The sequence below is a fragment of the Neisseria sp. P0008.S004 genome (assembly GCF_051962755.1).
Taxonomy (GTDB): domain Bacteria; phylum Pseudomonadota; class Gammaproteobacteria; order Burkholderiales; family Neisseriaceae; genus Neisseria; species Neisseria subflava_A.
Genome location: NZ_JBQCUZ010000002.1, coordinates 195518 through 218710 on the forward strand (window position 1 = coordinate 195518; position 23193 = coordinate 218710).

Sequence of the window (23193 nt, forward strand, 5' to 3'; positions counted from 1 at the left end):
GCCGTCTGAAAATGTAATTCAATGTAGTCACTTCACCTCCACCATATCCCATGAGACCCCCTAAAACCTTACGTGCCCACGCCTTGGATATTCTTTCCCGTCAGGAAGTCAGCCGTGTCGGCTTGAAACGTAAACTGGCCCCACACGCTGAAAGCGAAGAAGAATTGGAAAAGGTTTTGGACGAATTCGCCGAACGAAATTGGCAATCCGACCAACGTTACGCAGAAGCCTATATTCACAGCAAGAGCAACCGTTACGGCACGCTCCGCCTCAAACAAGCCTTGGCTCAACAAGGTATTGATGCAGATGACTGTCGGGAGTTCCTACCCGACAGAGAGGACGAGCTGCAAACCGCTATTTCCGTCTTGCGTAAAAAATTCAAGCAAGAAGCTCAAGATTTGAAAGAAAAACAAAAACAGGCGCGTTTCCTTGCCTATCGCGGCTTTGGTGCCGACACCATTCAGACGGCCTTAAAAACCGCGTGGAATGAAGACGAAGACTTCTATCAATAATCATTCCCACTTGAATCTTTGCTTCTATCGGCGTACTCTTACGCTTTTATTCAATAATTCAATCAGAGCTTCATTATGTCCGACAAACCGCACGATACACCTAATCCCCTACTCGAAGACGAACGCAAAAATCCTGTTTACCGCTTGGGTCAGGCAGTAGCCGGATTCATGTTGCTGGTTTGGGCCGGCGTTTTGGCCTTGGTTTTCTTCTTGGTTTTCCGTTTTTGGTTGAATTAAACCCAATCCAATTACAAAAAAGCCATAAACCCTCTTAAAAAAGCCAACAGCTTTTATTTGTAAACATCAAAAAGGCCGTCTGAAAACACTTTCAGACGGCCTTTGCTTATAACGAGATCATCCTCGAATCACTTTGCGGATATTCGGATTGGCATGCATTGCATGAATAATCTGATTAACCTGATCCAAGTCTTTGACTTTAATTGTGAATTTAAATTCTACAAAACCTTCCGTTCCTGCTTGCGCTTTGGTTGGCGTATCGACAGATTCGATATCCGCACCGGAATTGGAAATCGCTTGCGCCATTGAAGCCAACAAACCATGCGCATCTTCGGATTTGACGTTGAGGATGGTTCGGTACGTTTGATTGCGCAAACTGTCCCAACCCGCATCGAGTTGCTCTTCCGGATCAGCTTTGACCAAAGTTTGACAGGTATCACGGTGGATAATCATACCCTTGTCTTTGACCAATAAGGCACGGATCGCATCGCCGGGAATCGGATGGCAACATTCGGCAAAATGAATCCGGCCGGTTTCCTGATCGTTGACTTTGATCGGGCTGAGTTTGACCGTGCTGCCAAAATGTTGGCCTGCCAACTCGGCAATGTGCATGGCAACGTGTACCGGCAAAGTATGCCCCATCCCGACATTGTAGAGGACCTCTTCAAACGAGGTTTGTTTGGTATTCAAATCGGCAAGGTATTTTTCTTTGAGGTCGTCTGAAAGCAGGATATCTTTAGGCAACAGGCTGGATAAAGCTTTTTGCAGCAGGTTCTCACCCAAAACAACGGCATCGTGACGATTCAGATTTTTAATGTATTGGCGGATGGCGCTGCGCGCACGGCTGGAAACGGTAAAGTTCAGCCATGCCACATTAGGCTTGGCATGCTCGGAAGTAATGATTTCTACCGTATCGCCGGTTTTCAGCTTGGTGCGCAACGGCATCATGACGTTATTGATACGCGCGGCAACGGTTTTATGACCGATATTGGTGTGAACGGCATAGGCAAAGTCAATCGGCGTTGCACCTTTCGGCAAGGTAAGGATATCGCCTTTCGGGGTAACGATATAGACTTCGTTGGGGAATAAATCGACTTTGACATGCTCCAGAAACTCGATGGCATTTGAGCTGCTGGCTTGCAGGTCAAGAATATTTTTCATCCATCGGTTCATATGGAGGACGGCTTGGTCCGGAGTGTTTTCACCGGATTTGTAAATCCAATGGCCGGCAATACCGCCCTCAGCCACAGCGTCCATTTCACGCGTACGGATTTGCACTTCGATCGGCAAACCGTAAGGGCCGACCAAGGTTGTGTGCAAGCTTTGATAACCGTTGCTTTTCGGAATGGCGATATAGTCTTTAAAACGGCCGGGCTTGGGGTGGTATAAATTATGCAATGCACCCAACGCGGCATAACAGGCAGGAATGCTGTTTACAATGACCCTAAAGCCGTAAATATCCATCACTTCGGCAAAACGCAGCTTTTTAGCCAGCATTTTTTGATGGATGCTGTACAAGTTTTTCTCGCGGCCTTTGATTTTGGCTTCAATATTGATACCGACCAAACGCTGACTGAATGCACGCAACACTTTGCCGACAACATCGCGGCGATTTTTGCGGCTGTTGTCCATGGCTTTTTTCAGGGTTTCGTAGCGTCTTGGGTGGAGGTTTTGGAACGATAAGTCTTGAAGCTCTTGATACGCATTGTTCAGGCCAATGCGGTTGGCAATTTGAGCATAGATTTCGAGGGTTTCTTTGGCGATGCGGCGGCGTTTTTCCGGACGCATAGAGCCAAGGGTGCGCATATTGTGCAATCGGTCGGCAAGTTTGACGACGATGACGCGCACGTCTTTAGTCATGGCGAGGATAAGCTTGCGGAAACTTTCCGCCTGATGCTCGGCATGATCTTCGAATTTGAGCTTTTCCAGTTTGGAGAGGCCGTCTACCATTTCGGCAATGGTATCGCCGAATTCTGCCGCCATTTCGACTTTGGTTACGCCCGTATCTTCCAATACATCGTGCATAACGCCTGCACAGAGGCCTTGAACATCCATGTGCCAAATCGCAAGCTGCGTGGCAACGGCAAGGGGATGGGTGATGTAAGGTTCGCCGCTTTTACGGGTTTGTCCGTCATGGGCGTGGAAAGCGTAGGCAACGGCTCTTTCAAGCTCGGCCTGCTCATTGGTATTGAGATAGGATGCGGTGCGAAACAGAAGCTCGCGCGCTTCTGCTGTCAGCGGGTCATAGGGGGCGGTAGGCAGTGGGGCTGGCATTTTCAGACGGCCTTTTATGGCTATTTTTTAAGCCGTCAGACTGTATCGGTTGTGATATCGCACCGATACAGTCCGCGCGGCGGTTTTATCGGTTTGCCGGTTGGTTTATTTGTTGCGGGTCAGCAACTCGGTTCCGATTTGTCCGGCTGCGATTTCGCGCAGGGCGGTTACGGTTGGTTTGTTGTTGCGAATGTCGTCAACCAAAGGCGTGTTGCCGTTTTCGAGCTGGCGTGCGCGACGGGCGGCAACGAGGGTAAGGTCGAAGTGGTTAGGGATTTTACCTGTGCAGTCTTCAGTAGTAATACGTGCCATGTTTGCTTGCTTTCTTTCTATGTTTCAAATAAACGGTTATTTTCGCTGTTTTTTACGAATTTTCCAACAGGTTTGAGATAAATCCCTGCTGGGCGGATTTTTTCAGACGGCCTGCTTTAATAATGTGGAACAAATCGGCTTCGGCACGATCCAAATCGTCATTCACGACAACGTAATCGAACAAAACGGATTGCTCAATCTCATGACGGGCTTTTGAAAGGCGTGTTTGAATAACTTCTTCGCTGTCTGTACCACGGCCGATCAAACGTTGCGCTAAAACTTCAAAGGAAGGCGGCAGGATAAAAATACTGCTGGCTTCAGGCAACGATTTACGCACTTGCGCCGCACCTTGCACATCAATTTCCAAAATTACGTCATAGCCCTCTTCACTCAGCGAATTCACGCCGGCAATGCTGGTGCCGTAATAATTACCGAACACATTGGCGTGTTCCAAAAAGGCTCTTTGCTCAATCAGTGATTCAAATTCTTCTTTGGGAACAAAGTGGTAATGCACACCATGTGCCTCACCCTCACGCGGCTGGCGCGTGGTATGAGAAATGGAAACACGGATGTCGTCATGATTTTTCAACAGGCGCGACACTAAGGTCGTTTTACCTGTGCCGGAAGCGGCAGAAATGATGTAAATATTGCCTTTTTTATGATTTTGCATGGTGGTTCAGCCGATGGTATGTACCTGTAAATTATAACACAACACAATGTTTCTCGGAATTTCAGACGGCATGTTGCAAAATTTGGCTATTGTATCGATTAATTTGGCAAGTCCGCATATGACCGCTACAATATCGCGTTAAAAACTTTTTGATTTCGGAATGTCGAGATGTTGATTCATCCTGAAGTAATGGGCGTAGAAGCTTTGGCGGACAAAATCCGTAAAATTGAAAACTGGCCGCAAAAAGGGATTTTGTTTCATGACATTACTCCCGTTTTGCAAAGCGCAGAATATTTCCGCCTGCTGGTCGATTTACTGGTTTACCGCTATATGGGGCAAAAAGTTGATGTCGTTGCGGGCTTGGATGCGCGCGGCTTCATTATTGGCGCAGCTTTGGCCTATCAGCTGAATGTCGGCTTTGTCCCTATCCGCAAAAAAGGCAAACTACCGTTTGATACGGTTTCTCAAAGTTATGCTTTGGAATATGGCGAAGCAACGGTAGAAATCCATACCGACGCCATCAAGCCGGGCGCACGCGTTTTGTTGGTAGATGATTTGGTGGCAACTGGCGGCACAATGCTGGCAGGTGTCGAACTGATCCGCAAACTGGGCGGTGAAGTAATCGAAGCGGCTGCCATTTTGGAATTTACCGATTTGGACGGCGGCAAAAAAATCCGTGAAAGCGGCGTGCCGTTATTTACCCTATGCCAAAACAAAGGCTGTATGTAATAAAAAACCGCAAGCTGCTCAGCCTGCGGTTTTTTATTGTCAAAATTATTCGAGAACGTATCCGTCTGTATCCCAAAAAGTTTTTTTCACCAACTGGTCGTCTTTATAAACCAACTCGGATTTCTTCGCACCATCATCATACCAATCCAAAATAATGCCGCTACGTTTGCCGTTGCGAATACTCAATTCAGACACAACGCGACCATTTTCATCCCAACTGATGATCTCCGTCGGTTTGTCATTGCTCATCATCATTTCAGTTTTCGGACTGCCGTCTGAATACCATTGTTTCCAATGGCCATTGGCTTTATCGTGCTTAAACTGAATTTCGCTTTCTTTCACGCCATTTCGGTAATAGCGGGAACCCACTCCCTCACTCAGGCCATTTTGATAAGGCATCACCGCAGATTTTTTGCCGTTTGGATACCAGTTGACCCATTCGCCATGCGGTTTGCCGTTGCGATAGCTGCCAACCATCTTTTTCTGACCGTTGAAATGCCACAGGGTCAGCGTACCATTATCCAACGCCGGCACAAAAACCTTAATCTGACCGGCAGGTACTTCATAAGGATCAGAATATTTTTTCATCGATGGATAGTAAAAATCCTGCACCTGCGCCTTGCCTGCCTCAATCTTGTATTGGCGGACATAAGCAACCGAAGGCATGGTCGCCGTCAGTTTACCGTTTTGATTGAAATAAACGGTATGTTGCTGGGCAAAGGCGGCAACGGGCATACTGAACAAGGCAGCAGCCAACAGGCCTGATTTTAAATAATTATTCATAATATGGAGTTTGGCAGTATATGTTCTACAAAAAGTCAGTAATAAAAATCCACTGACATTAGAAACTATGACAAATATTATAAGCCATAGTTTCAAAGCCTGCTTGGATTTCATATTCGGTATACCATAGGCATTTGTATTTTCTTAAAATATTAAATATTTTATAAAACAAAGGCCGTCTAAAACCTTTTCAGACGGCCTTTGTTTTATTCATATCAAAATAAACTACTCTTCGCCCAATAATTGCTCGCGGGTCAACAGGAATACAAACCCATCGCCACCGCTGGTTTCCAACCAAGTAAACGGTAATTCGGGATAAGCCGCTTCCAATACCTCACGGTTGTGACCGATTTCAACCAACAATACACCTTTCGGATTCAGATATTTTGCCGCTTGCAGAATGATTTGACGTGTAGCGTCCAAACCATCTTCGCCGCTACCCAAAGCCAATTCCGGCTCGTGCAGGTATTCATCAGGCAACGCTTCCACAGATTCCGCGTCAACATAAGGCGGATTGGAAACAATTAAGTCGTAGGTTTCATCCAAACCTTCGAATAAATCGGTATGCACCAAGCTGATACGGTCTTCCAAACCATAATCTTCAATATTGATGGCAGCCACTTCCAGCGCATCCAAGCTCAAATCAACGGCATCGATTTGTGCGTCGGGATAATGATGCGCCATTTGAATGGCCAAACAGCCGCTACCGGTACACAAATCCAAAGCTCGATGCACCAATTCATCGTGTTCAATCCAAGGACGGATACCGTCACCAAGCAATTCGTAAATGAAAGAACGAGGCACGATAACGCGCTCATCGACATAAAAATCAAACTCGCCCTGCCATGCCTGATGCGTCAGATACGCAGCAGGAATATGCTCAACTGCGCGGCGCTCGATAATGGACAACACTTCCTCCTTCTCACTTTGCAACAATTTGGCATCCAAATAAGGCTCCAACATATCCAAAGGCAGGTTCAAAGTGTGCAAAATCAGATAGGCTGCCTCGTCATGGGCATTATCACTCCCGTGTCCGAAAAACAGTCCGGCATCATTAAAACGGCTGACAGCAAAACGCAATAAATCGCGAACAGTGGTCAGCTCTTGAGCAGCTTGGTTGAACATAATGTTTTGTCTTGTCGATTTAAGAATATTGAAATTATAACAGAAAGGCCGTCTGAAAACTTTTCAGACGGCCTTTGATTTAATTCAGCTTAAGATTATTTATCGCGGCTGAATACGATTTTGGTAGCTTGGATAGCAACGCAGACAGCACCACCGATGAAGATCAAGTCAGCAGCGGTACGAACCCAACGCAGGGTATCCAGAATTTCCATTTGCAGGAATTCTTCGCTACGTGCATACCACAGACCATGAGTGATAGAAGCGTAAGCTTGAATCACGCCGACCGGCAACAGGCTGATAGCAATCATACCCACCAGGCCGCCATTCAGCAGCCAGAAGCCCCAAGTCATCAGTTTGTCGTCAAATTGAGCATTAGGTTTCAGGTAGCGTGCAACCAGCAATACGAAGCCCAGAGCCAAGAAACCGTACACACCGAACAGAGCCGCGTGAGCGTGAACTGCAGTAGTGTTCAGACCTTGGATGTAGAACAGGGAAATCGGTGGGTTAATCAGGAAGCCGAATACGCCGGCACCGATCATGTTCCAGAAGGCAACTGCTACGAAGCACATCAAAGGCCAACGCAGACGTTTCGCCCAGTCGGACAGGTGTTGGTAAGACCAGTGTTCGTAAGCTTCACGGCCCAGCAGAATCAAAGGTACAACTTCCAAAGCGGAGAAACATGCACCGATTGCCATAGAGGCAGAGGTAGAGCCGGAGAAGTACAAGTGGTGCAATGTACCTGGAATACCGCCCAACATGAAGATGGCGGCAGCGGCCAGAGTAGAAGCAGTAGCAGTACTACGGCGGACAAAGCCCATGTTGTAGAAAATGAATGCGAAGGCAGCAGTAGCGAACACTTCGAAGAAGCCTTCTACCCACAGGTGCACCACCCACCAACGCCAGTATTCCATCACAGCGATTGGAGATTTTTCACCGTAGAACAGGCCAGGAGCGTAGAACACACCCACACCAACCATAGAAGCTACGAAGATAGCCAACAGGTTTTTGTCTGTACCTTTTTCTTTAAAGGCGGAGATGGTGCAACGCAGCATCAGGAACAGCCACAACAGCAAGCCAACCATCAGCAGAAGTTGCCAGAAGCGACCCAAATCCAAGTATTCGTAACCTTGGTGACCGAACCAGAAGTTCAGCTCAGGTGGAATGATGTGAGTCAAAGCAAAGAAGTTACCTGCGTAAGAACCGCCGACTACGATGAACAGAGCGATGTACAGGAAGTTCACACCGGCACGTTGGAATTTAGGATCTTTACCGCCGTTCACAATCGGAGCCAAGAACAGACCTGCTGTCAGGAAGCCGGTTGCAATCCAGAAAATAGCGGATTGGATGTGCCAAGTACGGGTCAGCGCATATGGGAACCAGTCGGCCATTTCAAAGCCCAAGGCGGTATCGATACCGTAGAAGCCTTGACCTTCGACAGTATAGTGAGCGGTCAAACCACCCAACAGTACTTGTACGACAAACAGCGCAACAGTCAGGAATACATATTTGCCCAACGCTTTTTGAGAAGGAGTCAGTTGTACTTTAGAGATAGGATCTTCAGTAGGTACTTCAACCTCTTCATGTTTGGTCAAGAAAGAGTAACCCCACATCAGCAAGCCGATACCCATCAGCAACAATACCACGCTGGTGAAAGACCACATATAGTTTTCAGTAGTCGGTACGTTGTTGATCAAAGGCTCGTGCGGCCAGTTGTTTGTGTAGGTAAAAGTTTCGTCAGGACGGTTGGTCGAAGCAGACCAAGAAGTCCAGAAGAAGAAGTTGAACAGTTTTTCACGCGCTTCTGGGCTTGGCAATGTGTTGTTTTTCATTGCAAAGTGTTCGCGAGTGGTTTGGAACTTAGGATCGTCGCTGTACACACCGTGGTAGTAAGGCAGGATGCTTTCGATCGCTTTCACGCGGGTTTCGCTGACAACGACAGAACCATCTTCCTTAACACGGCTTTGGTTGCGGTATTCGTCAGCCAAACGGGTTTTCAGAACAGCTTGTTCTTCAGGAGAAACTTCGTCAAATTTTTTGCCGTAAGTTTCTTGCGCAGTCAGATCCAACCATGCAACCAGCTCGCGGTGCAGCCAGTCGGCAGTCCAGTCCGGAGCTTGGTATGCACCGTGACCCAATACAGAGCCGACTTCCATACCGCCGGTAGTTTGCCATGCAGATTGACCTGCCAAAATATCGTCTTTGGTCATCAGGACTTTGCCGGATGCAGAAACGACTTGTTCAGGGTATGGCGGAGCCTTTTTATAGACTTCGCTACCCATATAACCAAGAATGGTAAAGCATACTGCCAGCACGGCAAACAGCAAGTACCAAAGCTTCTTGTACTGTCCCATTTTAAGTACTCCTTGATTTTGGTAAAAAGTGGTTGGGTATTAATTCATCAAATATGAATGTTAAAGATTGTATCACGGTTTAATAAGTAAAGAAATATTTTGTCAATAATATTCCTTTAAAACCATTAACTTATATGATATTGATTCCCATTTTCCTATACAGACCCTCCTTTATCGTATTTTGTGTTAAGTTCTCGCTAACATTTTCACACAAAATTAAACTTTTCGATGTATTTTTTTATACTTCTAAAGGAGTATTTAGGGATTAAAAGATTCATATTCCCTGAACAATTTGATTTACATCAAAATATGACCAAACAAGCGCCTACATAATCATACAAAACTTCGAACCATCCTATCAGGATTCTTAACTTTTCTTACTATAAGGAAACTTTAAACATGAAACGCCAAACCTTAGCCGCACTTATCGCTTCTGTATTTGCACTGGCCGCATGCGGCGAGCAAGCTGCTAAACCTGCTGAAACTCCAGCTGCTACCGCTTCTGCTGAAGCTCCTGCCGCTTCCAACTCACAAGCTGCTGCAGAGACTCCTTCTTCAGAACTGCCTGTAATCGATGCTATCGTAACTCACGCTCCGGAAGTTCCACCTCCAACTGATCGCGATCATCCGGCTAAAGTACGCGTTAAAATGGAAACCGTCGAAAAAACCATGACCATGGAAGACGGTGTTGAATACCATTACTGGACATTCAACGGCGACGTTCCGGGCCAAATGATCCGTGTACGCGAAGGCGATACCGTAGAAGTAGAATTCTCTAACAATCCTTCTTCTACCGTTCCTCATAACGTTGACTTCCACGCTGCTACCGGTCAAGGCGGTGGTGCAGAAGCTACCTTTACTGCCCCAGGCCACACTTCTACCTTCAGCTTCAAAGCACTGCAAGCCGGTTTGTACATCTACCACTGTGCCGTTGCTCCTGTAGGTATGCACATCGCCAACGGTATGTACGGTTTGATCTTGGTTGAACCTAAAGAAGGTCTGCCTAAAGTGGACAAAGAGTTCTACATCGTACAAGGTGACTTCTATACTAAAGGTAAAAAAGGCGCTCAAGGCCTGCAACCTTTCGATATGGATAAAGCGATTGCTGAACAACCTGAATACGTTGTATTCAACGGTCACGTAGGCTCTATCGCCGGCGACAACGCTCTGAAAGCTAAAGCGGGTGAAACTGTTCGTATGTACGTTGGTAACGGTGGTCCTAACTTGGTATCTTCTTTCCACGTTATCGGCGAAATCTTCGACAAAGTATATGTTGAAGGTGGTAAACTGATTAACGAAAACGTACAAAGCACAATTGTTCCTGCTGGTGGTGCCGCTATCGTTGAATTCAAAGTCGACATTCCAGGCAGCTACACCTTGGTTGACCACTCTATCTTCCGTGCGTTCAACAAAGGTGCTTTGGGTCAATTGAAAGTTGAGGGTGATGAAAACCCTGAAATCATGACCAAAAAACTGAGCGACACCGTTTACCAACCTTCCGGTGCTGCCGCTTCTGCTCCAGCAGCTGCGTCTGGTGCTTCTGAAGCCGCTAAATAATCTCTCGGTTTAATACGCCAAGCCACTGCTGCCCTACTCTTTAGAGCCGCAGTGGCTTCCATCACGATTAATCTTCCTGTTCAAATCAGACAGATTGATTTTTCAGACGGCCTTGTTATGATTAGGCTATCTGAAAAATAAATTTCCTGTTTCAATCGATAATAAGGGCGTACCATGAAACTCATACGACTCCTCCTCTTAGGCAGTGCCTTAATCTGCGGCAATACATTTGCTGCCGAAATGGTAAAAATCGAAGGAGGCAGCTACCGTCCTCTCTATCTCAAAAAAGAAACTTCCCTTATTAAAGTCAAACCTTTCCAGCTTGACAAATATCCGGTAACCAATGCCGAATTTGCCGAATTTGTGAACACACATCCGCAATGGCAAAAAGGAAAAATCAATTCCAAACATGCTGAAAAAGCTTACCTGAAACATTGGGTAAAAAATGGCAGCAACAGTTTTGCGCCTAAAGCCAGCGAACTCAAACACCCAGTAACCAATGTTTCATGGTTCGCCGCAAATGCTTACTGCGTTTCCAAAGGCAAACGTCTGCCGACTATTGACGAATGGGAATTTGCAGGCTTGGCTTCTGCCACTCAAAAAGACGGCTCTGCCGAGCCTGGCTACAACCGCACCATCTTAGATTGGTATGCAGACGGCGGCCGCAACGGCCTGCACGACATCGGTAAAAACAAACCCAACTACTGGGGCGTATACGATATGCACGGCCTGATTTGGGAATGGACTGAAGACTTCAACAGCAGCCAACTCTCTGCCGGCTCGTCCAACACACAAATGTTCTGTAGCGGCGCATCCGTGGGTTCAAGCGATCCGTCCAACTATGCGGCATTCTTACGCTACGGCATCCGCACCAGCCTACAGTCCAAATATGTTTTAAATAACTTGGGCTTCCGTTGCGCAAGCAAATAAAGTTTCGTTTTTATCACCAAAGCAGCTTTGGCGGTACTGAAAGGTATCGCCGCTTTTTTTTTGGCCGTCTGAAAAGATATGGCGCACAAAGACAAATTGTGGCATAATCCGCCCGTCCTTATAAAAAGGCACTTAGGAGTTTGCTTAGGTCGTTCGGCTTGGCAAACTTGTCCGAACCTGAAAAGGTTCTTTTATTTTCGGAGTTATCCATCATGGCATTGACCGTAGAACAAAAAGCACAAATTGTTAAAGATTTCCAACGCAAAGAAGGCGATACCGGCTCTTCTGAAGTACAAGTCGCTCTATTGACTTTCCGCATCAACGACCTGACTCCTCACTTCAAAGCCAACCCTAAAGACCACCACAGCCGTCGCGGCCTGTTGAAAATGGTTAGCCAACGTCGTCGCCTGTTGTCTTATCTGCGTCGTACTCAGCCTGATACTTACCGTACACTGATTACCCGCCTGGGTCTGCGTAAATAATTTATGCTTAAATCAACACCGCCTTCGGGCGGTGTTTTTTATTGACATACCGATGCCGTCTGAAACACAGGCCCACGCTCTGTGTTATACTTCCACACGCTTAAGCAGCAAGGCTTAAACTCCCAATCACTCCTTAAAGCTCCCATCAAAGCGAGAATCTGAATTGTCTGTTCATTCCATGTTGCACTCAGGAAAATTTTGGCTGAAAACCCTGGTTTTCGGCATTACCGCGCTTTTATGCCTCGCGGCGGTATTGAGTGCCTTAATGTTCCGCATATTCAACACAGAAAACATCGACGCATTCATACAAAAAAACTTTTCCGCCCATGGCTGCCAAGTCAAATACAATGCCAACATCAGCAGAAAATGGCTGCCGCGCCCTACGCTTATTTTAAAAGACCTCAGCCTTTCCTCTTCCGAACCTGATACGCCGACGCTGAATATTGCCGAGTCTAAAATGGGCTTTGGCTGGAGCAGCCTATGGTCAGATGCCCCCATTCTTGAAAAATGGATTCTTTCCAATCCGTCGCTGACGCTGGGTCCCAAAAACCACCTGCCTGCCTGCCTGCAACAAAACCATACATCGAAAGAAAGCTTCCAGCTCAACCGCGTCATCATCAATAACGGCAGCATCCGCTATCACAATAAAGAGCAAGATATTGCCTTAAACGATCTGCAATTTTCCCTGCGCAGAGCTGATTCAGACGGCCGTCCATTCGATATCAGCGGCACACTGCAAAACATCGGCAACCCCATCAGTTGGCAAGGCGCCGGCCATCTTGTACAAGATGATGCCGGCTGGAGCGTTCCCGCCCTCAAATTAAACCTGCAAACCGTATTACTCAAAAACAAGCTGGATGCCCAAATCGCAGGCAGCCTTAATTGGCAAAACCAAACCGCCCTTTTGCGCGACTTCAATCTGCAAGCCGAAAGCGACTATCAAAACTTGCATATCAATGCACGCTCTCCCCTCTTGCAATTCAAGAACGGCTATTTACACCTAAACACACTCAACGGCGCATTGACTGCCGGCAGTGAAAACAACCAATGGGACGGTTCATTCAAACTGGACAAAACCAACCTCTATGCAACCGTTTTGACCGCAGCCAATTTTGAACTCAAAGGCAGCCATAAAAACGACCGCCTCCAAACCAACTTTACCTTTTCCAGCCCGTTGGTTTGGCAAAAAGGCAAAGGCATTGATGCGCCCAAACTGCACCTCAGCACCCTGCAAGACACCATCAACCGCCTTCCCCGCCCCAGATTCATCAGTACACTCGAAGGGCAGGCCAATTTCAGCCTCAATACATGGGAAGGCCGTCTGAAAGGCGCATTTGACAGACAAGCCCTTGCCTTGGCCTTTAAATACCAGCGCGATGCCCAACCGCGTCCGCACCTTGACGCCGGTATCGCCTTACAAAAACTCAATCTGACCCCTTACTTGGAAGATCTGAAAACCCAGCCATCACTGAATCTTCCTTCTCTGCTGGCCAAATCCTGGTTGCCCGACATTGAGGCCAACCTCCAAATCGGCAGCATTCAAACTGCCGGCCTGCAATTAGAAAACGTCGAATCCCTGCTCACCGCCGATAAAGAACATATCGCCCTGCACCGTTTCAAAGCTGGGCTTTATGGCGGCAAAACCGAGGGCGGTCTGAGTATTGCGGCGACCCAACCTGCCTCCTACCACCTTCAGCAAAACGCAAAAGGCATACAAATTCAGCCGCTGCTGCAAGACTTGTTCGGTTTCCACAGCTTCAGCGGCAGCGGCGACGCCGTTATCGACATTAAAACCACCGGCAACAACCGCGCCCAAATGATACAAGCCCTAAACGGCAGCCTGCTCCTCGATATTACCAACGGCGCATGGCACGGCATCGATATGGACAGCATTCTGAAAAACGGCATCTCTTCGGAAAAAATCGACAACAGCAACCTCAAAACTCCTTTCCATCATTTCACCCTCAATAGCGAAATCGAGAAAGGCATCAGCCATCATATCAACACCGAACTGTTTTCCGACAGCCTGCACGTTGTCAGCAGCGGCTATACCGATTTGAATACCCAAAAGCTGTCCGAAAACCTGCTTATCAGCAACGTACTGCAGCCTAAAAACAAACCGATTCCCCTCAAAATCGGCGGAACCGTACAAAACCCTTCCATTACCCTTGATTACAGCCGCTTGACCAATGGTATGAATACGCCTGCAGAAAAACAAAAAGCCCTGCAAGAAACCATACAAGAACAATGGAAGTGGCTCAAACCGCGCTAGGTTTTCAAATCAAAGGCCGTCTGAAACCCAAAAAATTTCAGACGGCCTTTTAACAGATACATTGTCAGAATAAGATGTTTACTTAGGAATGACTATATACGCAATCAGTGCAACAATGATGACAAACCATAATGATGACAAACCATATAGCCAACATTAATCAAGCCTTTTTTGGAGAGTTTTCTTTCTCTCCAATCGAACCTCACTATTTCTACCGTACCCTCAAACATAGACCCAATTATTTCCATCAATATTTGAAGTAGAAATTCCAATAAATCCGACATCTACAAACCCAAATGCTCCCAAATCTCATCGATTTTGGCCGTAACGGCAGGGTCTTTTTTGATTACTCGTCCCCATTCGCGGTCGGTTTCGCCCGGCCATTTGTTGGTCGCATCCAAACCCATTTTGCCGCCAAGTCCGCTGACGGGGCTGGCGAAGTCGAGGTAGTCGATAGGTGTGTTTTCCATCAAAACAGTATCGCGTACGGGATCCATGCGCGTGGTTACCGCCCAGATGACTTCTTTCCAGTCGCGCACATCCACATCGTCATCAACTACGATGATGAATTTGGTGTACATAAACTGGCGAAGGAACGACCAGCAGCCCATCATCACGCGCTTGGCGTGTCCGGCGTACTGTTTTTTCATGCTGACCACCGCCATGCGGTAGGAGCAGCCTTCGGGCGGCAGATAGAAATCGGTGATTTCGGGGAACTGCTTTTGCAAAAGCGGGACGAACACTTCGTTCAACGCCACGCCCAAAACGGCGGGTTCATCGGGCGGTTTGCCTGTGTAGGTGGAGTGGTAAATCGGGTTTTCACGCATGGTAATGCGCTCAACCGTAAACACAGGGAAATGATCCTGCTCGTTGTAATAGCCGGTGTGGTCGCCGTATGGGCCTTCCAACGCGGTTTCGTTTGGATGAATCACGCCTTCCAATACGATTTCTGCACGGGCAGGCACTTGCAAATCATTGCCGATACATTTTACCAGCTCCGTCCGCGAACCACGCAACAGTCCGGCAAATTGGTATTCGCTCAAGGTATCGGGTACAGGCGTTACCGCTCCGAGAATAGTGGCAGGGTCGCAACCGAGTACGACGGCGACAGGATACGGCGTATCGGGATTGAGTTTACGGAACTCCTGATAATCCAACGCGCCGCCGCGATGCGACAGCCAGCGCATAATCAGCTTGTTTTTGCCGATTAATTGTTGGCGGTAAATACCGAGATTTTGGCGTTTTTTGTGTGGACCGCGCGTGACGGTCAAGCCCCACGTTACCAGCGGCGCAACGTCTTCCGGCCAGCAATGCTGAATCGGAAGTTTATACAAATCAACGTCTTCGCCTTCCCACACGATTTCCTGACACGGCGCATTTTTCACCACGTTCGGCGCCATGCTCCAAATGTCTTTCAGCAACGGCAGTTTGGAAAACGCGTCTTTAATGCCTTTGGGCGGTTCGGGTTCTTTCAGATACGCCAGCGTCTGCCCGATTTCGCGCAGTTTGGACACACTGTCCGCACCCATGCCCAGCGCCACACGTTCGGGCGTGCCGAACAGGTTCGCCAACACGGGATAATCATAACGCGTACCGTCAGGCTTAATCGGTTTTTCAAACAACAACGCTGGCCCTTCGGCGCGCAGCACGCGGTCGGCAATTTCGGTCATTTCCAAATACGGCGACACCGGATGCTGAATACGCTTGAGTTTGCCATCAGCTTCCAATCCGGCGATAAATTCTCGCAGATCTCTGTATTTCATGATTTCATTTTCCTGAACAGGCCGTCTGAAAACAGACTTCCATTTCGGGTTTGAAAGATAAACCAGCGGCTATTGTACCTGCCAAATCTGTTCAAATCCCAACTTTCCACGCCCGAATTTCTAGATTTTTTGCAAACTACCGTCAAATTTAAACAATATCTGCTTGTGATTGCTTTCAGACGGCCTTATCTTTGGTAAAATTCCAACTTAATCCAGTCATCAATCAATATTTATCGTGGGACGGCGGCCATGTTTGCAATTTTAGAATCTTTTTTCGTTGAATACGGCTATGCGGCCGTGTTTTTCGTTTTGGTTATTTGCGGCTTCGGTGTGCCGATTCCTGAAGATTTGACACTGGTAACCGGCGGTGTGATTTCCGGTCTGGGTTATACCAACTCGCATATTATGTTTGCCGTCGGCATGCTCGGCGTATTGGTAGGCGACGGCTTTATGTTTGCAGCCGGCCGGATTTGGGGGCAAAAAATCCTTAAATTCAAACCGATTGCGCGCGTGATGACGCCCAAACGCTATGCCCAAGTACAGGAAAAATTCGACAAATACGGCAACTGGGTTTTATTCGTCGCCCGATTCCTGCCCGGCCTGCGTACCGCTGTTTTCGTGACTGCAGGCATCAGCCGCAAGGTTTCCTACCTGCGCTTTATCCTGATGGACGGCTTGGCCGCGCTGATTTCCGTTCCGGTTTGGATTTATTTGGGCGAATACGGCGCACGCAATACCGACTGGCTGATGGAAAAAATGCACAGCCTGCAATCCGGTATCTTTGCGGTACTGGGCATCGGCGCCGTCATTGTCGGCTGGATTTGGTGGAGAAAACACCGCCGCCATACCTTCTTCCGTGAAAAACTGCACGAAAAACGCGCTGCAAAAGCCAAAAAACAAGCTAATCAATAAACCTTTCTAGGCCGTCTGAAACACTTCCCCGCTTTCAGACGGCCTCAATCATTCATCAGAAACACCATGAAACAAAAAATCTTCGTCCTCTACACCGGCGGCACCATCGGCATGACCCAAAGCAGCGCCGGTCTGCGTCCCGACACCGCTCTCGTCGATAAAGCCCTTGCCCCCTTTTCAGACGGCCTTGATTTCGAATGGCACGTTTGCCAGCCGCTCATCGACTCTTCCGCAGTAACGCTGCAAAACCAACGCGACTGGCTGGAGCTTATTATTGCCAAACTGCCTGACTATGACGGCATCTTGGTATTGCACGGCACGGATACCATGGCATACACCGCCAACCTCTTCGCCCTTTCGCTGCAAGGTTTGGACAAACCCGTTATCCTGACCGGCTCGCAATGGCCTTACGATGCCGCCAACAGCGATGCGCCGCGCAACCTTGCTACCGCCGTTTCCGCTTTCTCGCTCAAACTCAAACAAGTGGCGATTGCCTTTGACGGCAAGCTCTTCCCCGCCATCGGCAGCAGCAAGGTCAGCACAGAAACCGCCGCAGGTTTTGACAACCTGCATTTTGGTGCGCTCACCGAATGGGATGAAAACAAAGGTTGGCATAATATCCATATTGCCACAACCCAACATTCAGACGGCCTCAAGCCGCGTCTTCCAAATCCCGAAGCCAAAGTTTCCGTCCGCACGCTGATTCCCGGTTATGCCACGCAAGAACTTTCAGACGGCCTGCCCCACCTTTCCGCCCAAGCCCTGATTCTGCAAAGCTACGGCCACGGCAATGCGCCGAGCAACGATGCGTTTGTCCGAGCCGTCCAAGCCTTTACGCAACAAGGCAAGTTGCTGCTCAACATCAGCCAAGTGCCGCAAGGTTGCGCCGCTGCCGTCTATGCCCAAGGCGATGCTTTGCGTCAGGCAGGTATCATCAACGGCGGCAAATGCAATCTCGAAACCGCCACTGCGCTGATGACCCTCGCCGTATCTCATGACTGGAATGCAGATAAGGTGCAACAAGAATTGCGACAATTAAATCTGCTGTAAACCACCATTAAATATGACTTTCACCGACACCCACTGCCATCTTGCCGATCCCAAACTTGCCGATACGCTGCCTGCCGTGCTTACCGAAGCGCAAGCCGCCGGCGTGGTGCGTTTTATCGTACCGGCTACATCTCCCAATGATTGGCAGGCAGTTGCGCAGTTGGAGAGGCCGTCTGAAAATATCCATATCGCTTTGGGTATTCATCCGTGGTTTTCAGACGGCCTCAACGAAGTGGCATTCCAAGAGTTAGAGTCCGAATTAATCCAGCATCCGCAAGCATGGGTTGGCGAAATCGGCTTGGATTTTTATGGCAAAGAGCAAACCCAAGCGCAACGCGACACGCAGACCGATGTCTTTATCCGCCAACTCATCCTCGCCCAAAATCTCAATCGCCGCGTCATCATCCATAATCTGAAAGCCACCGCCGCCATTGTCGCCGCCGTTAAAACCGCCGGTTTCACACGAGGCGGTATCGTTCACGCCTTCTCCGGCAGCGTAGAAGAAGCACGGATTTTGGTGAAACTCGGCTTCAAAATCGGCATAGGCTCGCTGCTGCTCAATCCCAATGCAAAAAAAGTCCGTGCCGCCTTACAAGCCTTAGACGACACGGATTTTGTTCTCGAAACCGACAGCCCTTTTATGCTCGGCCATGAAACCAATACACCAGCCAACATCCGCCGTATCGCCGAAATTGCCGCCGAATTGCGCGACGTACCACTGGTACAACTGGCTGAAATCACCGAGCAAAACGTGGATTCCCTGCTCCATACTTCCCCTTAATATGCCGACCTCAAGGCATCAAAAAGCCTTGCCCAGCCATTTCGTTTCCAAACCGACACACTCTGCCCTCCCTACCCCATATTCATGAATAAAAAGCGATACAAGGCCGTCTGAAAAAATGTTTTTGGCACAAAATATCGTTCACTCCGTCATCTCGGCTTTTTAACACCGTATTTTCCCTTTGATTGATAAAAAGTATTACGCATATTATTGGGCAAACTTTTTATTTACGTTAAAATATGCCTTTTTTTGATAATAAGGCCGTCTGAAAAAGGCGGAAACTAATTATGGCTGAACAACATACACACGCTTCCACCTGGAAGAGCAAAATCAATGCTCTCGGCCCGGGCATCATGATGGCTTCGGCAGCGGTCGGCGGATCGCACCTGATTGCCTCCACGCAGGCAGGTGCACTTTACGGCTGGCAGCTTGCGCTGATCATTATTCTGACCAACCTGTTCAAATACCCGTTTTTCCGTTTCAGCGCACATTACACGCTGGATATGGGCAAAAGTCTGATTGAGGGCTATGCCGAAAAAAGCCGCGTTTATTTGTGGGTATTTTTGATTTTATGTATTGCATCGGCAACGATTAATGCCGGTGCGGTCGCCATCGTTACCGCCGCCATCGTCAAAATGGCGATCCCATCGCTGACTTTCGATGCCGGCATGGTGTCCGTCATGATTATGGTTTCCTGCCTGCTGATTTTGGCAAGTGGCCGCTATAAAGCCTTGGACAACGTTTCCAAAATCATCATCGTCAGCCTGACCATCGCCACCGTCGCCGCAGCAGCCGTGGCCATGTCTCGCGGCATGCAGATGAAACCCGACTTTATCGAGCCTACCCCGTGGACACTGGCAGGCTTGGGCTTCCTCATCGCGCTGATGGGCTGGATGCCTGCACCGATTGAAATTTCCGCCATCAACTCTTTGTGGGTTACCGAAAAACAACGCATCAACCCTTCCAGCTACCGAGACGGCATTTTCGACTTCAACGTCGGCTACATCACCAGCGCAGTGTTGGCGGTCGTCTTCTTGGCCTTGGGTGCATATGTCCAATACGGCAACGGCGAAGCCGTACAAATGGCGGGCGGCAAATATGTTGGCCAGCTGATTAATATGTACGCCGTGACCATCGGCGACTGGTCGCGTCCGCTGGTGGCATTTATCGCCTTTGCTTGTATGTACGGCACCACCATTACCGTAGTAGACGGCTACGCGCGCGCGATTGCCGAACCGGTACGCCTGTTGCGCGGTAAAGACAAAACCGGCAACGTCGAACTGTTTGCTTGGAACATTTGGGTCGCAGGCTCAGGCTTGGCCGTAATTTTCTGGTTCAACAGCGCAATGGCAGAGCTGCTCAAATTCGCCATGATTACCGCTTTCGTTGCCGCCCCTGTGTTCGCTTGGCTGAACTACCGCCTCGTTAAAGGCGACAAACGCCACAAACTGACCATGGGCATGAACTTCCTCGCCATTATCGGTTTGATTTATTTGACCGGCTTTACCGTTTTGTTCCTGCTGAACCAAACAGGCATCTTGGCTGCGCCTAAATAAGCCCATATAAAAAAGGCCGTCTGAAACTCAAAAACAAGTTTCAGACGGCCTTTCCAATCAATCATATCTTTTTGAATTTTCATTCAAACCCATTATAATGACTCCTTATTTCGCCGTTGCAGACCACTCGACGGCATCCGTATTTTGGAAAATTTATGAAGCCGTCTATTTTAGAAAAACTACAACAACTCAGCGACCGACTGGAAGAAGTCACACATCTGCTCGGTCAGCCTGAAGCCACGTCCGACATGGACAACTACCGCAAACTCACACGCGAACACGCCGAACTGACCCCCGTTGTCGAAGTCTTCCAAAACTACCAACTGGCGCAAAGCGACTTGGCAGATGCCGAAGAAATGCTGTCTGACCCTGAAATGAAAGACTTTGCCGCCGAAGAAATCGAAGCCGCAAAAGCCAAAATCGACGAACTCGATACCGAACTGCAAAAACTGCTACTGCCAAAAGATGCCGACGACGATAAAAACATCTTTATCGAAGTGCGCGCCGGTACCGGCGGCGACGAAGCCGCGCTGTTTGCAGGCGATTTGCTGCGTATGTACAGCCGCTACGCCGAGCGCAACCGCTGGCAGGTTGAAATTGTTTCCGCCAACGAAAGCGAATTGGGCGGCTATAAAGAAGTCATCGCCCGCATTATCGGCTTGGGCGCATACAGCCGTCTAAAATTTGAATCCGGTGGCCACCGCGTGCAACGCGTCCCTGCCACCGAAAGCCAAGGCCGTATCCACACCTCCGCCTGTACCGTTGCCGTCATGCCCGAAGCGGACGAGCTGGAAGACATTGAACTGAACCCGGCCGATCTGCGGATCGACACCTTCCGCGCATCCGGCGCCGGCGGTCAGCACATCAACAAAACCGACTCCGCCGTCCGTATCACCCACCTGCCCACAGGCATGGTGGTCGAGTGCCAAGACGGCCGCAGCCAACACGCCAACAAAGCGCAGGCGATGAAAGTCCTCGCCGCTCGCTTAAATGACGCGCAAAAACGCGAAGCCCAAGCCAAAGAAGCCGCCGAACGCAAATCCCTGATCGGCAGCGGCGACCGCAGCGAACGCATCCGCACCTACAACTACCCGCAAGGCCGCGTGACCGACCACCGCATCAACCTCACCCTGCACAAGCTGGATTTTGTGATGGACGGCGATTTGGAAGAAATCACCAACGCCCTGATTGCTGAGCATCAAGCCGAGCTTTTGGCAGCAATGGGGGATTGATGGATTTGGTCCATTGCGTTTATACTTTTCAGACGGCCTGATGACATATGTTAATATGACCGTGAATACATTAAAGAAACTTCAATCCTGAAGTGTTAAAATGCAGCACCAGCTGCGCCACAGCAACACCCTTCTACAATCACCGAAAGAGAGGACACAAAATGGCAAAAATCCTGATCGCACCGGTATCTGCCGGCCTGAGCGCCGATGCAGCGGCAAAAGCATTTGCAGCAGCATTGAATGCGCAAGTTTTCCAAGCCGTTGACTCCACTACAGAAACCCTGTTGGCTCAAGGCAAGAGCGACGACTGGTTTGACGCGCTTATCGGTAAAGTTGCAGCATTGAATGTAGATAACCTCGTTATCGAAGGCATCACTCCTGATGCAGAAAAATTGTTCTTGGCAGGCAAAAACGTCGAATTGGCGCTGTCTTTGGATGCAGGCGTTGTATTGGCGCTGAAATCCGACAACACTGATGCCGCTGCCGTCACCCAACAATTGAATCTTGCCAAACAGCTCTATACCAACTCTCCAGGCTTATTGGAAGGTTTCATCATTGACGGTGCAGCCGCTGCTTTAGGCGCACAAGTCGGCGAGCAAACCGGCCTGACTTTCTTCGGCTCCAGCGACAAACTGCAAGACGTATCCGCTTTGGCCAAACGCGAAGCCAAACGCCTGTCTCCAGCCCAATTCCGTTACAACCTGATCGATTTTGCCCGCAAAGCCGATATGCGCATCGTTCTGCCTGAAGGCGCAGAACCGCGCACCGTCGCCGCTGCCGCCATCTGCCACGAAAAAGGCATCGCCCGTTGCGTACTGTTGGCTACCCGCGAAGAAGTTGAAGCCGTAGCTAAAGAGCGTGGCATCTCCCTGCCTGATTCTTTGGAAATCATCGATCCTGCTTCTTTGGTTGAGCAATACGTCGAGCCAATGTGCGAATTGCGCAAATCCAAAGGCCTGACTCCTGAAGATGCACGCAAACAGCTGCAAGACACCGTCGTACTGGGTACCATGATGATGGCTCAAAACGACGTAGACGGTTTGGTTTCCGGCGCAGTCCACACTACTGCCAACACCATCCGCCCTGCCCTGCAACTGATTAAAACCGCTCCGGGCGCAAGCCTCGTATCCAGCGTATTCTTCATGTTGCTGCCTAACCAAGTATTGGCATTTGCCGACTGCGCGGTTAATCCAAACCCAACTCCGGAACAACTGGCCGACATCGCTATCCAATCTGCCGACAGTGCCAAAGCTTTCGGTATCGATCCAAAAGTAGCCATGATTTCCTACTCTACCATCAACTCAGGCAGCGGCCCTGATGTCGATGCAGTGATCGAAGCAACCAAACTGGCTAATGAAAAACGCCCTGATTTGGCCATCGAAGGTCCGTTGCAATACGATGCGGCTACCGTTCCATCTATCGGTCAATCCAAAGCTCCGGGCAGTGCTGTTGCCGGTCAAGCAACCGTTTTGGTTTTCCCAGACCTCAATACCGGCAACTGTACTTACAAAGCCGTACAACGCAGCGCCAACGTCCTGAGCGTAGGCCCGTTGTTGCAAGGTTTGCGTAAACCGGTTAACGACTTGTCCCGCGGCGCATTGATTGAGGACATCGTCTTCACCATCGCCCTGACTGCCGTTCAAGCCAAACAAATGCAAGGCTGAT

General features: G+C 49.0%; 20 protein-coding genes. 13 read left to right on the plus strand and 7 right to left on the minus strand.

The window, feature by feature from the left end; genetic code table 11:
* Positions 1 to 50: 50 nt before the first annotated feature.
* Positions 51 to 512: a recombination regulator RecX gene (recX, locus tag ACTHSW_RS02730; protein WP_070713113.1), complete on the plus strand. Its 462-nt coding sequence runs from the start codon at positions 51 to 53 to the stop codon at positions 510 to 512.
* Positions 513 to 587: 75 nt separating this feature from the next.
* Positions 588 to 749, plus strand: coding sequence for a hypothetical protein (locus ACTHSW_RS02735; protein WP_049344044.1), 162 nt, complete (start codon positions 588 to 590; stop codon positions 747 to 749).
* A gap of 117 nt (positions 750 to 866) precedes the next feature.
* On the opposite strand, the gene ACTHSW_RS02740 is transcribed toward ACTHSW_RS02735, so the two are convergent.
* The 3 genes from ACTHSW_RS02740 to gmk form a co-directional block, all read right to left on the minus strand.
* Positions 867 to 3023, minus strand: a complete 2157-nt coding sequence (locus ACTHSW_RS02740; RefSeq protein ID WP_070584277.1) for a RelA/SpoT family protein — start codon at positions 3021 to 3023, stop codon at positions 867 to 869.
* A 105-nt stretch (positions 3024 to 3128) separates the two neighbouring features.
* Positions 3129 to 3335, minus strand: coding sequence for a DNA-directed RNA polymerase subunit omega (rpoZ, locus tag ACTHSW_RS02745; protein WP_003682294.1), 207 nt, complete (start codon positions 3333 to 3335; stop codon positions 3129 to 3131).
* A gap of 52 nt (positions 3336 to 3387) precedes the next feature.
* A complete protein-coding gene (gene gmk, locus ACTHSW_RS02750) occupies positions 3388 to 4005 on the minus strand; it encodes a guanylate kinase (protein ID WP_063067948.1) in 618 nt (205 codons plus the stop codon).
* 168 nt (positions 4006 to 4173) lie between these two features.
* Between gmk and ACTHSW_RS02755 the strand changes: the two genes are divergently transcribed.
* On the plus strand, positions 4174 to 4734 hold the full coding sequence (locus ACTHSW_RS02755) for an adenine phosphoribosyltransferase (RefSeq protein WP_063067949.1): 561 nt from the start codon (positions 4174 to 4176) through the stop codon (positions 4732 to 4734).
* A 45-nt stretch (positions 4735 to 4779) separates the two neighbouring features.
* Here ACTHSW_RS02755 and ACTHSW_RS02760 read toward each other — a convergent pair whose 3' ends face one another.
* The 3 genes from ACTHSW_RS02760 to ACTHSW_RS02770 all read right to left on the minus strand — a co-directional run bounded on the left by ACTHSW_RS02760 (position 4780) and on the right by ACTHSW_RS02770 (position 8993).
* Entirely contained in the window at positions 4780 to 5517 is a 738-nt protein-coding gene (locus tag ACTHSW_RS02760; protein WP_070461391.1) for a toxin-antitoxin system YwqK family antitoxin, read from the minus strand.
* 225 nt (positions 5518 to 5742) lie between these two features.
* Positions 5743 to 6642, minus strand: coding sequence for a 50S ribosomal protein L3 N(5)-glutamine methyltransferase (gene prmB, locus ACTHSW_RS02765; RefSeq protein ID WP_004519392.1), 900 nt, complete (start codon positions 6640 to 6642; stop codon positions 5743 to 5745).
* Positions 6643 to 6737: 95 nt separating this feature from the next.
* Positions 6738 to 8993 carry a nitric-oxide reductase large subunit gene (locus ACTHSW_RS02770; RefSeq protein WP_070461390.1) on the minus strand — a complete coding sequence of 752 codons (2256 nt, stop codon included), beginning with the start codon at positions 8991 to 8993 and terminating at the stop codon, positions 6738 to 6740.
* Between the two features lie 399 nt (positions 8994 to 9392).
* Here ACTHSW_RS02770 and nirK point away from each other — a divergent pair, with 399 nt between their 5' ends.
* From nirK to ACTHSW_RS02790, 4 genes are all read left to right on the plus strand, one after another.
* On the plus strand, positions 9393 to 10550 hold the full coding sequence (gene nirK, locus ACTHSW_RS02775; protein ID WP_070461389.1) for a copper-containing nitrite reductase: 1158 nt from the start codon (positions 9393 to 9395) through the stop codon (positions 10548 to 10550).
* 174 nt (positions 10551 to 10724) lie between these two features.
* Positions 10725 to 11480, plus strand: a complete 756-nt coding sequence (locus ACTHSW_RS02780; protein ID WP_070461388.1) for a formylglycine-generating enzyme family protein — start codon at positions 10725 to 10727, stop codon at positions 11478 to 11480.
* A gap of 212 nt (positions 11481 to 11692) precedes the next feature.
* Positions 11693 to 11962, plus strand: a complete 270-nt coding sequence (gene rpsO, locus ACTHSW_RS02785) for a 30S ribosomal protein S15 (RefSeq protein ID WP_003679932.1) — start codon at positions 11693 to 11695, stop codon at positions 11960 to 11962.
* A gap of 178 nt (positions 11963 to 12140) precedes the next feature.
* Positions 12141 to 14234 carry an AsmA family protein gene (locus ACTHSW_RS02790; RefSeq protein ID WP_070461387.1) on the plus strand — a complete coding sequence of 698 codons (2094 nt, stop codon included), beginning with the start codon at positions 12141 to 12143 and terminating at the stop codon, positions 14232 to 14234.
* Between the two features lie 284 nt (positions 14235 to 14518).
* Here ACTHSW_RS02790 and ubiD read toward each other — a convergent pair whose 3' ends face one another.
* Complete coding sequence (ubiD, locus tag ACTHSW_RS02795; protein WP_107768845.1) at positions 14519 to 15997, minus strand: 4-hydroxy-3-polyprenylbenzoate decarboxylase; 1479 nt, start codon at positions 15995 to 15997, stop codon at positions 14519 to 14521.
* A gap of 249 nt (positions 15998 to 16246) precedes the next feature.
* On the opposite strand from ubiD, the gene ACTHSW_RS02800 reads away from it, so the two are divergent.
* From ACTHSW_RS02800 to pta, 6 genes are all read left to right on the plus strand, one after another.
* On the plus strand, positions 16247 to 16909 hold the full coding sequence (locus ACTHSW_RS02800; RefSeq protein WP_070461385.1) for a DedA family protein: 663 nt from the start codon (positions 16247 to 16249) through the stop codon (positions 16907 to 16909).
* Between the two features lie 66 nt (positions 16910 to 16975).
* A complete protein-coding gene (locus ACTHSW_RS02805; RefSeq protein WP_107810849.1) occupies positions 16976 to 17959 on the plus strand; it encodes an asparaginase in 984 nt (327 codons plus the stop codon).
* Positions 17960 to 17972: 13 nt separating this feature from the next.
* The gene (locus ACTHSW_RS02810; protein WP_070461383.1) at positions 17973 to 18740 is read left to right on the plus strand and encodes a TatD family hydrolase; all 768 of its coding nucleotides are present in this window, start codon (positions 17973 to 17975) and stop codon (positions 18738 to 18740) included.
* Between the two features lie 287 nt (positions 18741 to 19027).
* Complete coding sequence (locus ACTHSW_RS02815; RefSeq protein ID WP_070461382.1) at positions 19028 to 20296, plus strand: NRAMP family divalent metal transporter; 1269 nt, start codon at positions 19028 to 19030, stop codon at positions 20294 to 20296.
* Positions 20297 to 20451: 155 nt separating this feature from the next.
* Positions 20452 to 21528, plus strand: a complete 1077-nt coding sequence (gene prfA, locus ACTHSW_RS02820; protein ID WP_049329850.1) for a peptide chain release factor 1 — start codon at positions 20452 to 20454, stop codon at positions 21526 to 21528.
* A gap of 161 nt (positions 21529 to 21689) precedes the next feature.
* The gene (pta, locus tag ACTHSW_RS02825; protein ID WP_107810850.1) at positions 21690 to 23192 is read left to right on the plus strand and encodes a phosphate acetyltransferase; all 1503 of its coding nucleotides are present in this window, start codon (positions 21690 to 21692) and stop codon (positions 23190 to 23192) included.
* The last annotated feature ends 1 nt before the right edge of the window (position 23193 follow it).

Coding starts and splice junctions, on each gene's coding strand:
- recX (WP_070713113.1), top strand. CDS start 51: ATGAGACCCCCTAAAACCTTACGTGCCCACGCCTTGGATATTCTTTCC.
- ACTHSW_RS02735 (WP_049344044.1), top strand. CDS start 588: ATGTCCGACAAACCGCACGATACACCTAATCCCCTACTCGAAGACGAA.
- ACTHSW_RS02740 (WP_070584277.1), bottom strand. CDS start 3,023: ATGCCAGCCCCACTGCCTACCGCCCCCTATGACCCGCTGACAGCAGAA.
- rpoZ (WP_003682294.1), bottom strand. CDS start 3,335: ATGGCACGTATTACTACTGAAGACTGCACAGGTAAAATCCCTAACCAC.
- gmk (WP_063067948.1), bottom strand. CDS start 4,005: ATGCAAAATCATAAAAAAGGCAATATTTACATCATTTCTGCCGCTTCC.
- ACTHSW_RS02755 (WP_063067949.1), top strand. CDS start 4,174: ATGTTGATTCATCCTGAAGTAATGGGCGTAGAAGCTTTGGCGGACAAA.
- ACTHSW_RS02760 (WP_070461391.1), bottom strand. CDS start 5,517: ATGAATAATTATTTAAAATCAGGCCTGTTGGCTGCTGCCTTGTTCAGT.
- prmB (WP_004519392.1), bottom strand. CDS start 6,642: ATGTTCAACCAAGCTGCTCAAGAGCTGACCACTGTTCGCGATTTATTG.
- ACTHSW_RS02770 (WP_070461390.1), bottom strand. CDS start 8,993: ATGGGACAGTACAAGAAGCTTTGGTACTTGCTGTTTGCCGTGCTGGCA.
- nirK (WP_070461389.1), top strand. CDS start 9,393: ATGAAACGCCAAACCTTAGCCGCACTTATCGCTTCTGTATTTGCACTG.
- ACTHSW_RS02780 (WP_070461388.1), top strand. CDS start 10,725: ATGAAACTCATACGACTCCTCCTCTTAGGCAGTGCCTTAATCTGCGGC.
- rpsO (WP_003679932.1), top strand. CDS start 11,693: ATGGCATTGACCGTAGAACAAAAAGCACAAATTGTTAAAGATTTCCAA.
- ACTHSW_RS02790 (WP_070461387.1), top strand. CDS start 12,141: ATGTTGCACTCAGGAAAATTTTGGCTGAAAACCCTGGTTTTCGGCATT.
- ubiD (WP_107768845.1), bottom strand. CDS start 15,997: ATGAAATACAGAGATCTGCGAGAATTTATCGCCGGATTGGAAGCTGAT.
- ACTHSW_RS02800 (WP_070461385.1), top strand. CDS start 16,247: ATGTTTGCAATTTTAGAATCTTTTTTCGTTGAATACGGCTATGCGGCC.
- ACTHSW_RS02805 (WP_107810849.1), top strand. CDS start 16,976: ATGAAACAAAAAATCTTCGTCCTCTACACCGGCGGCACCATCGGCATG.
- ACTHSW_RS02810 (WP_070461383.1), top strand. CDS start 17,973: ATGACTTTCACCGACACCCACTGCCATCTTGCCGATCCCAAACTTGCC.
- ACTHSW_RS02815 (WP_070461382.1), top strand. CDS start 19,028: ATGGCTGAACAACATACACACGCTTCCACCTGGAAGAGCAAAATCAAT.
- prfA (WP_049329850.1), top strand. CDS start 20,452: ATGAAGCCGTCTATTTTAGAAAAACTACAACAACTCAGCGACCGACTG.
- pta (WP_107810850.1), top strand. CDS start 21,690: ATGGCAAAAATCCTGATCGCACCGGTATCTGCCGGCCTGAGCGCCGAT.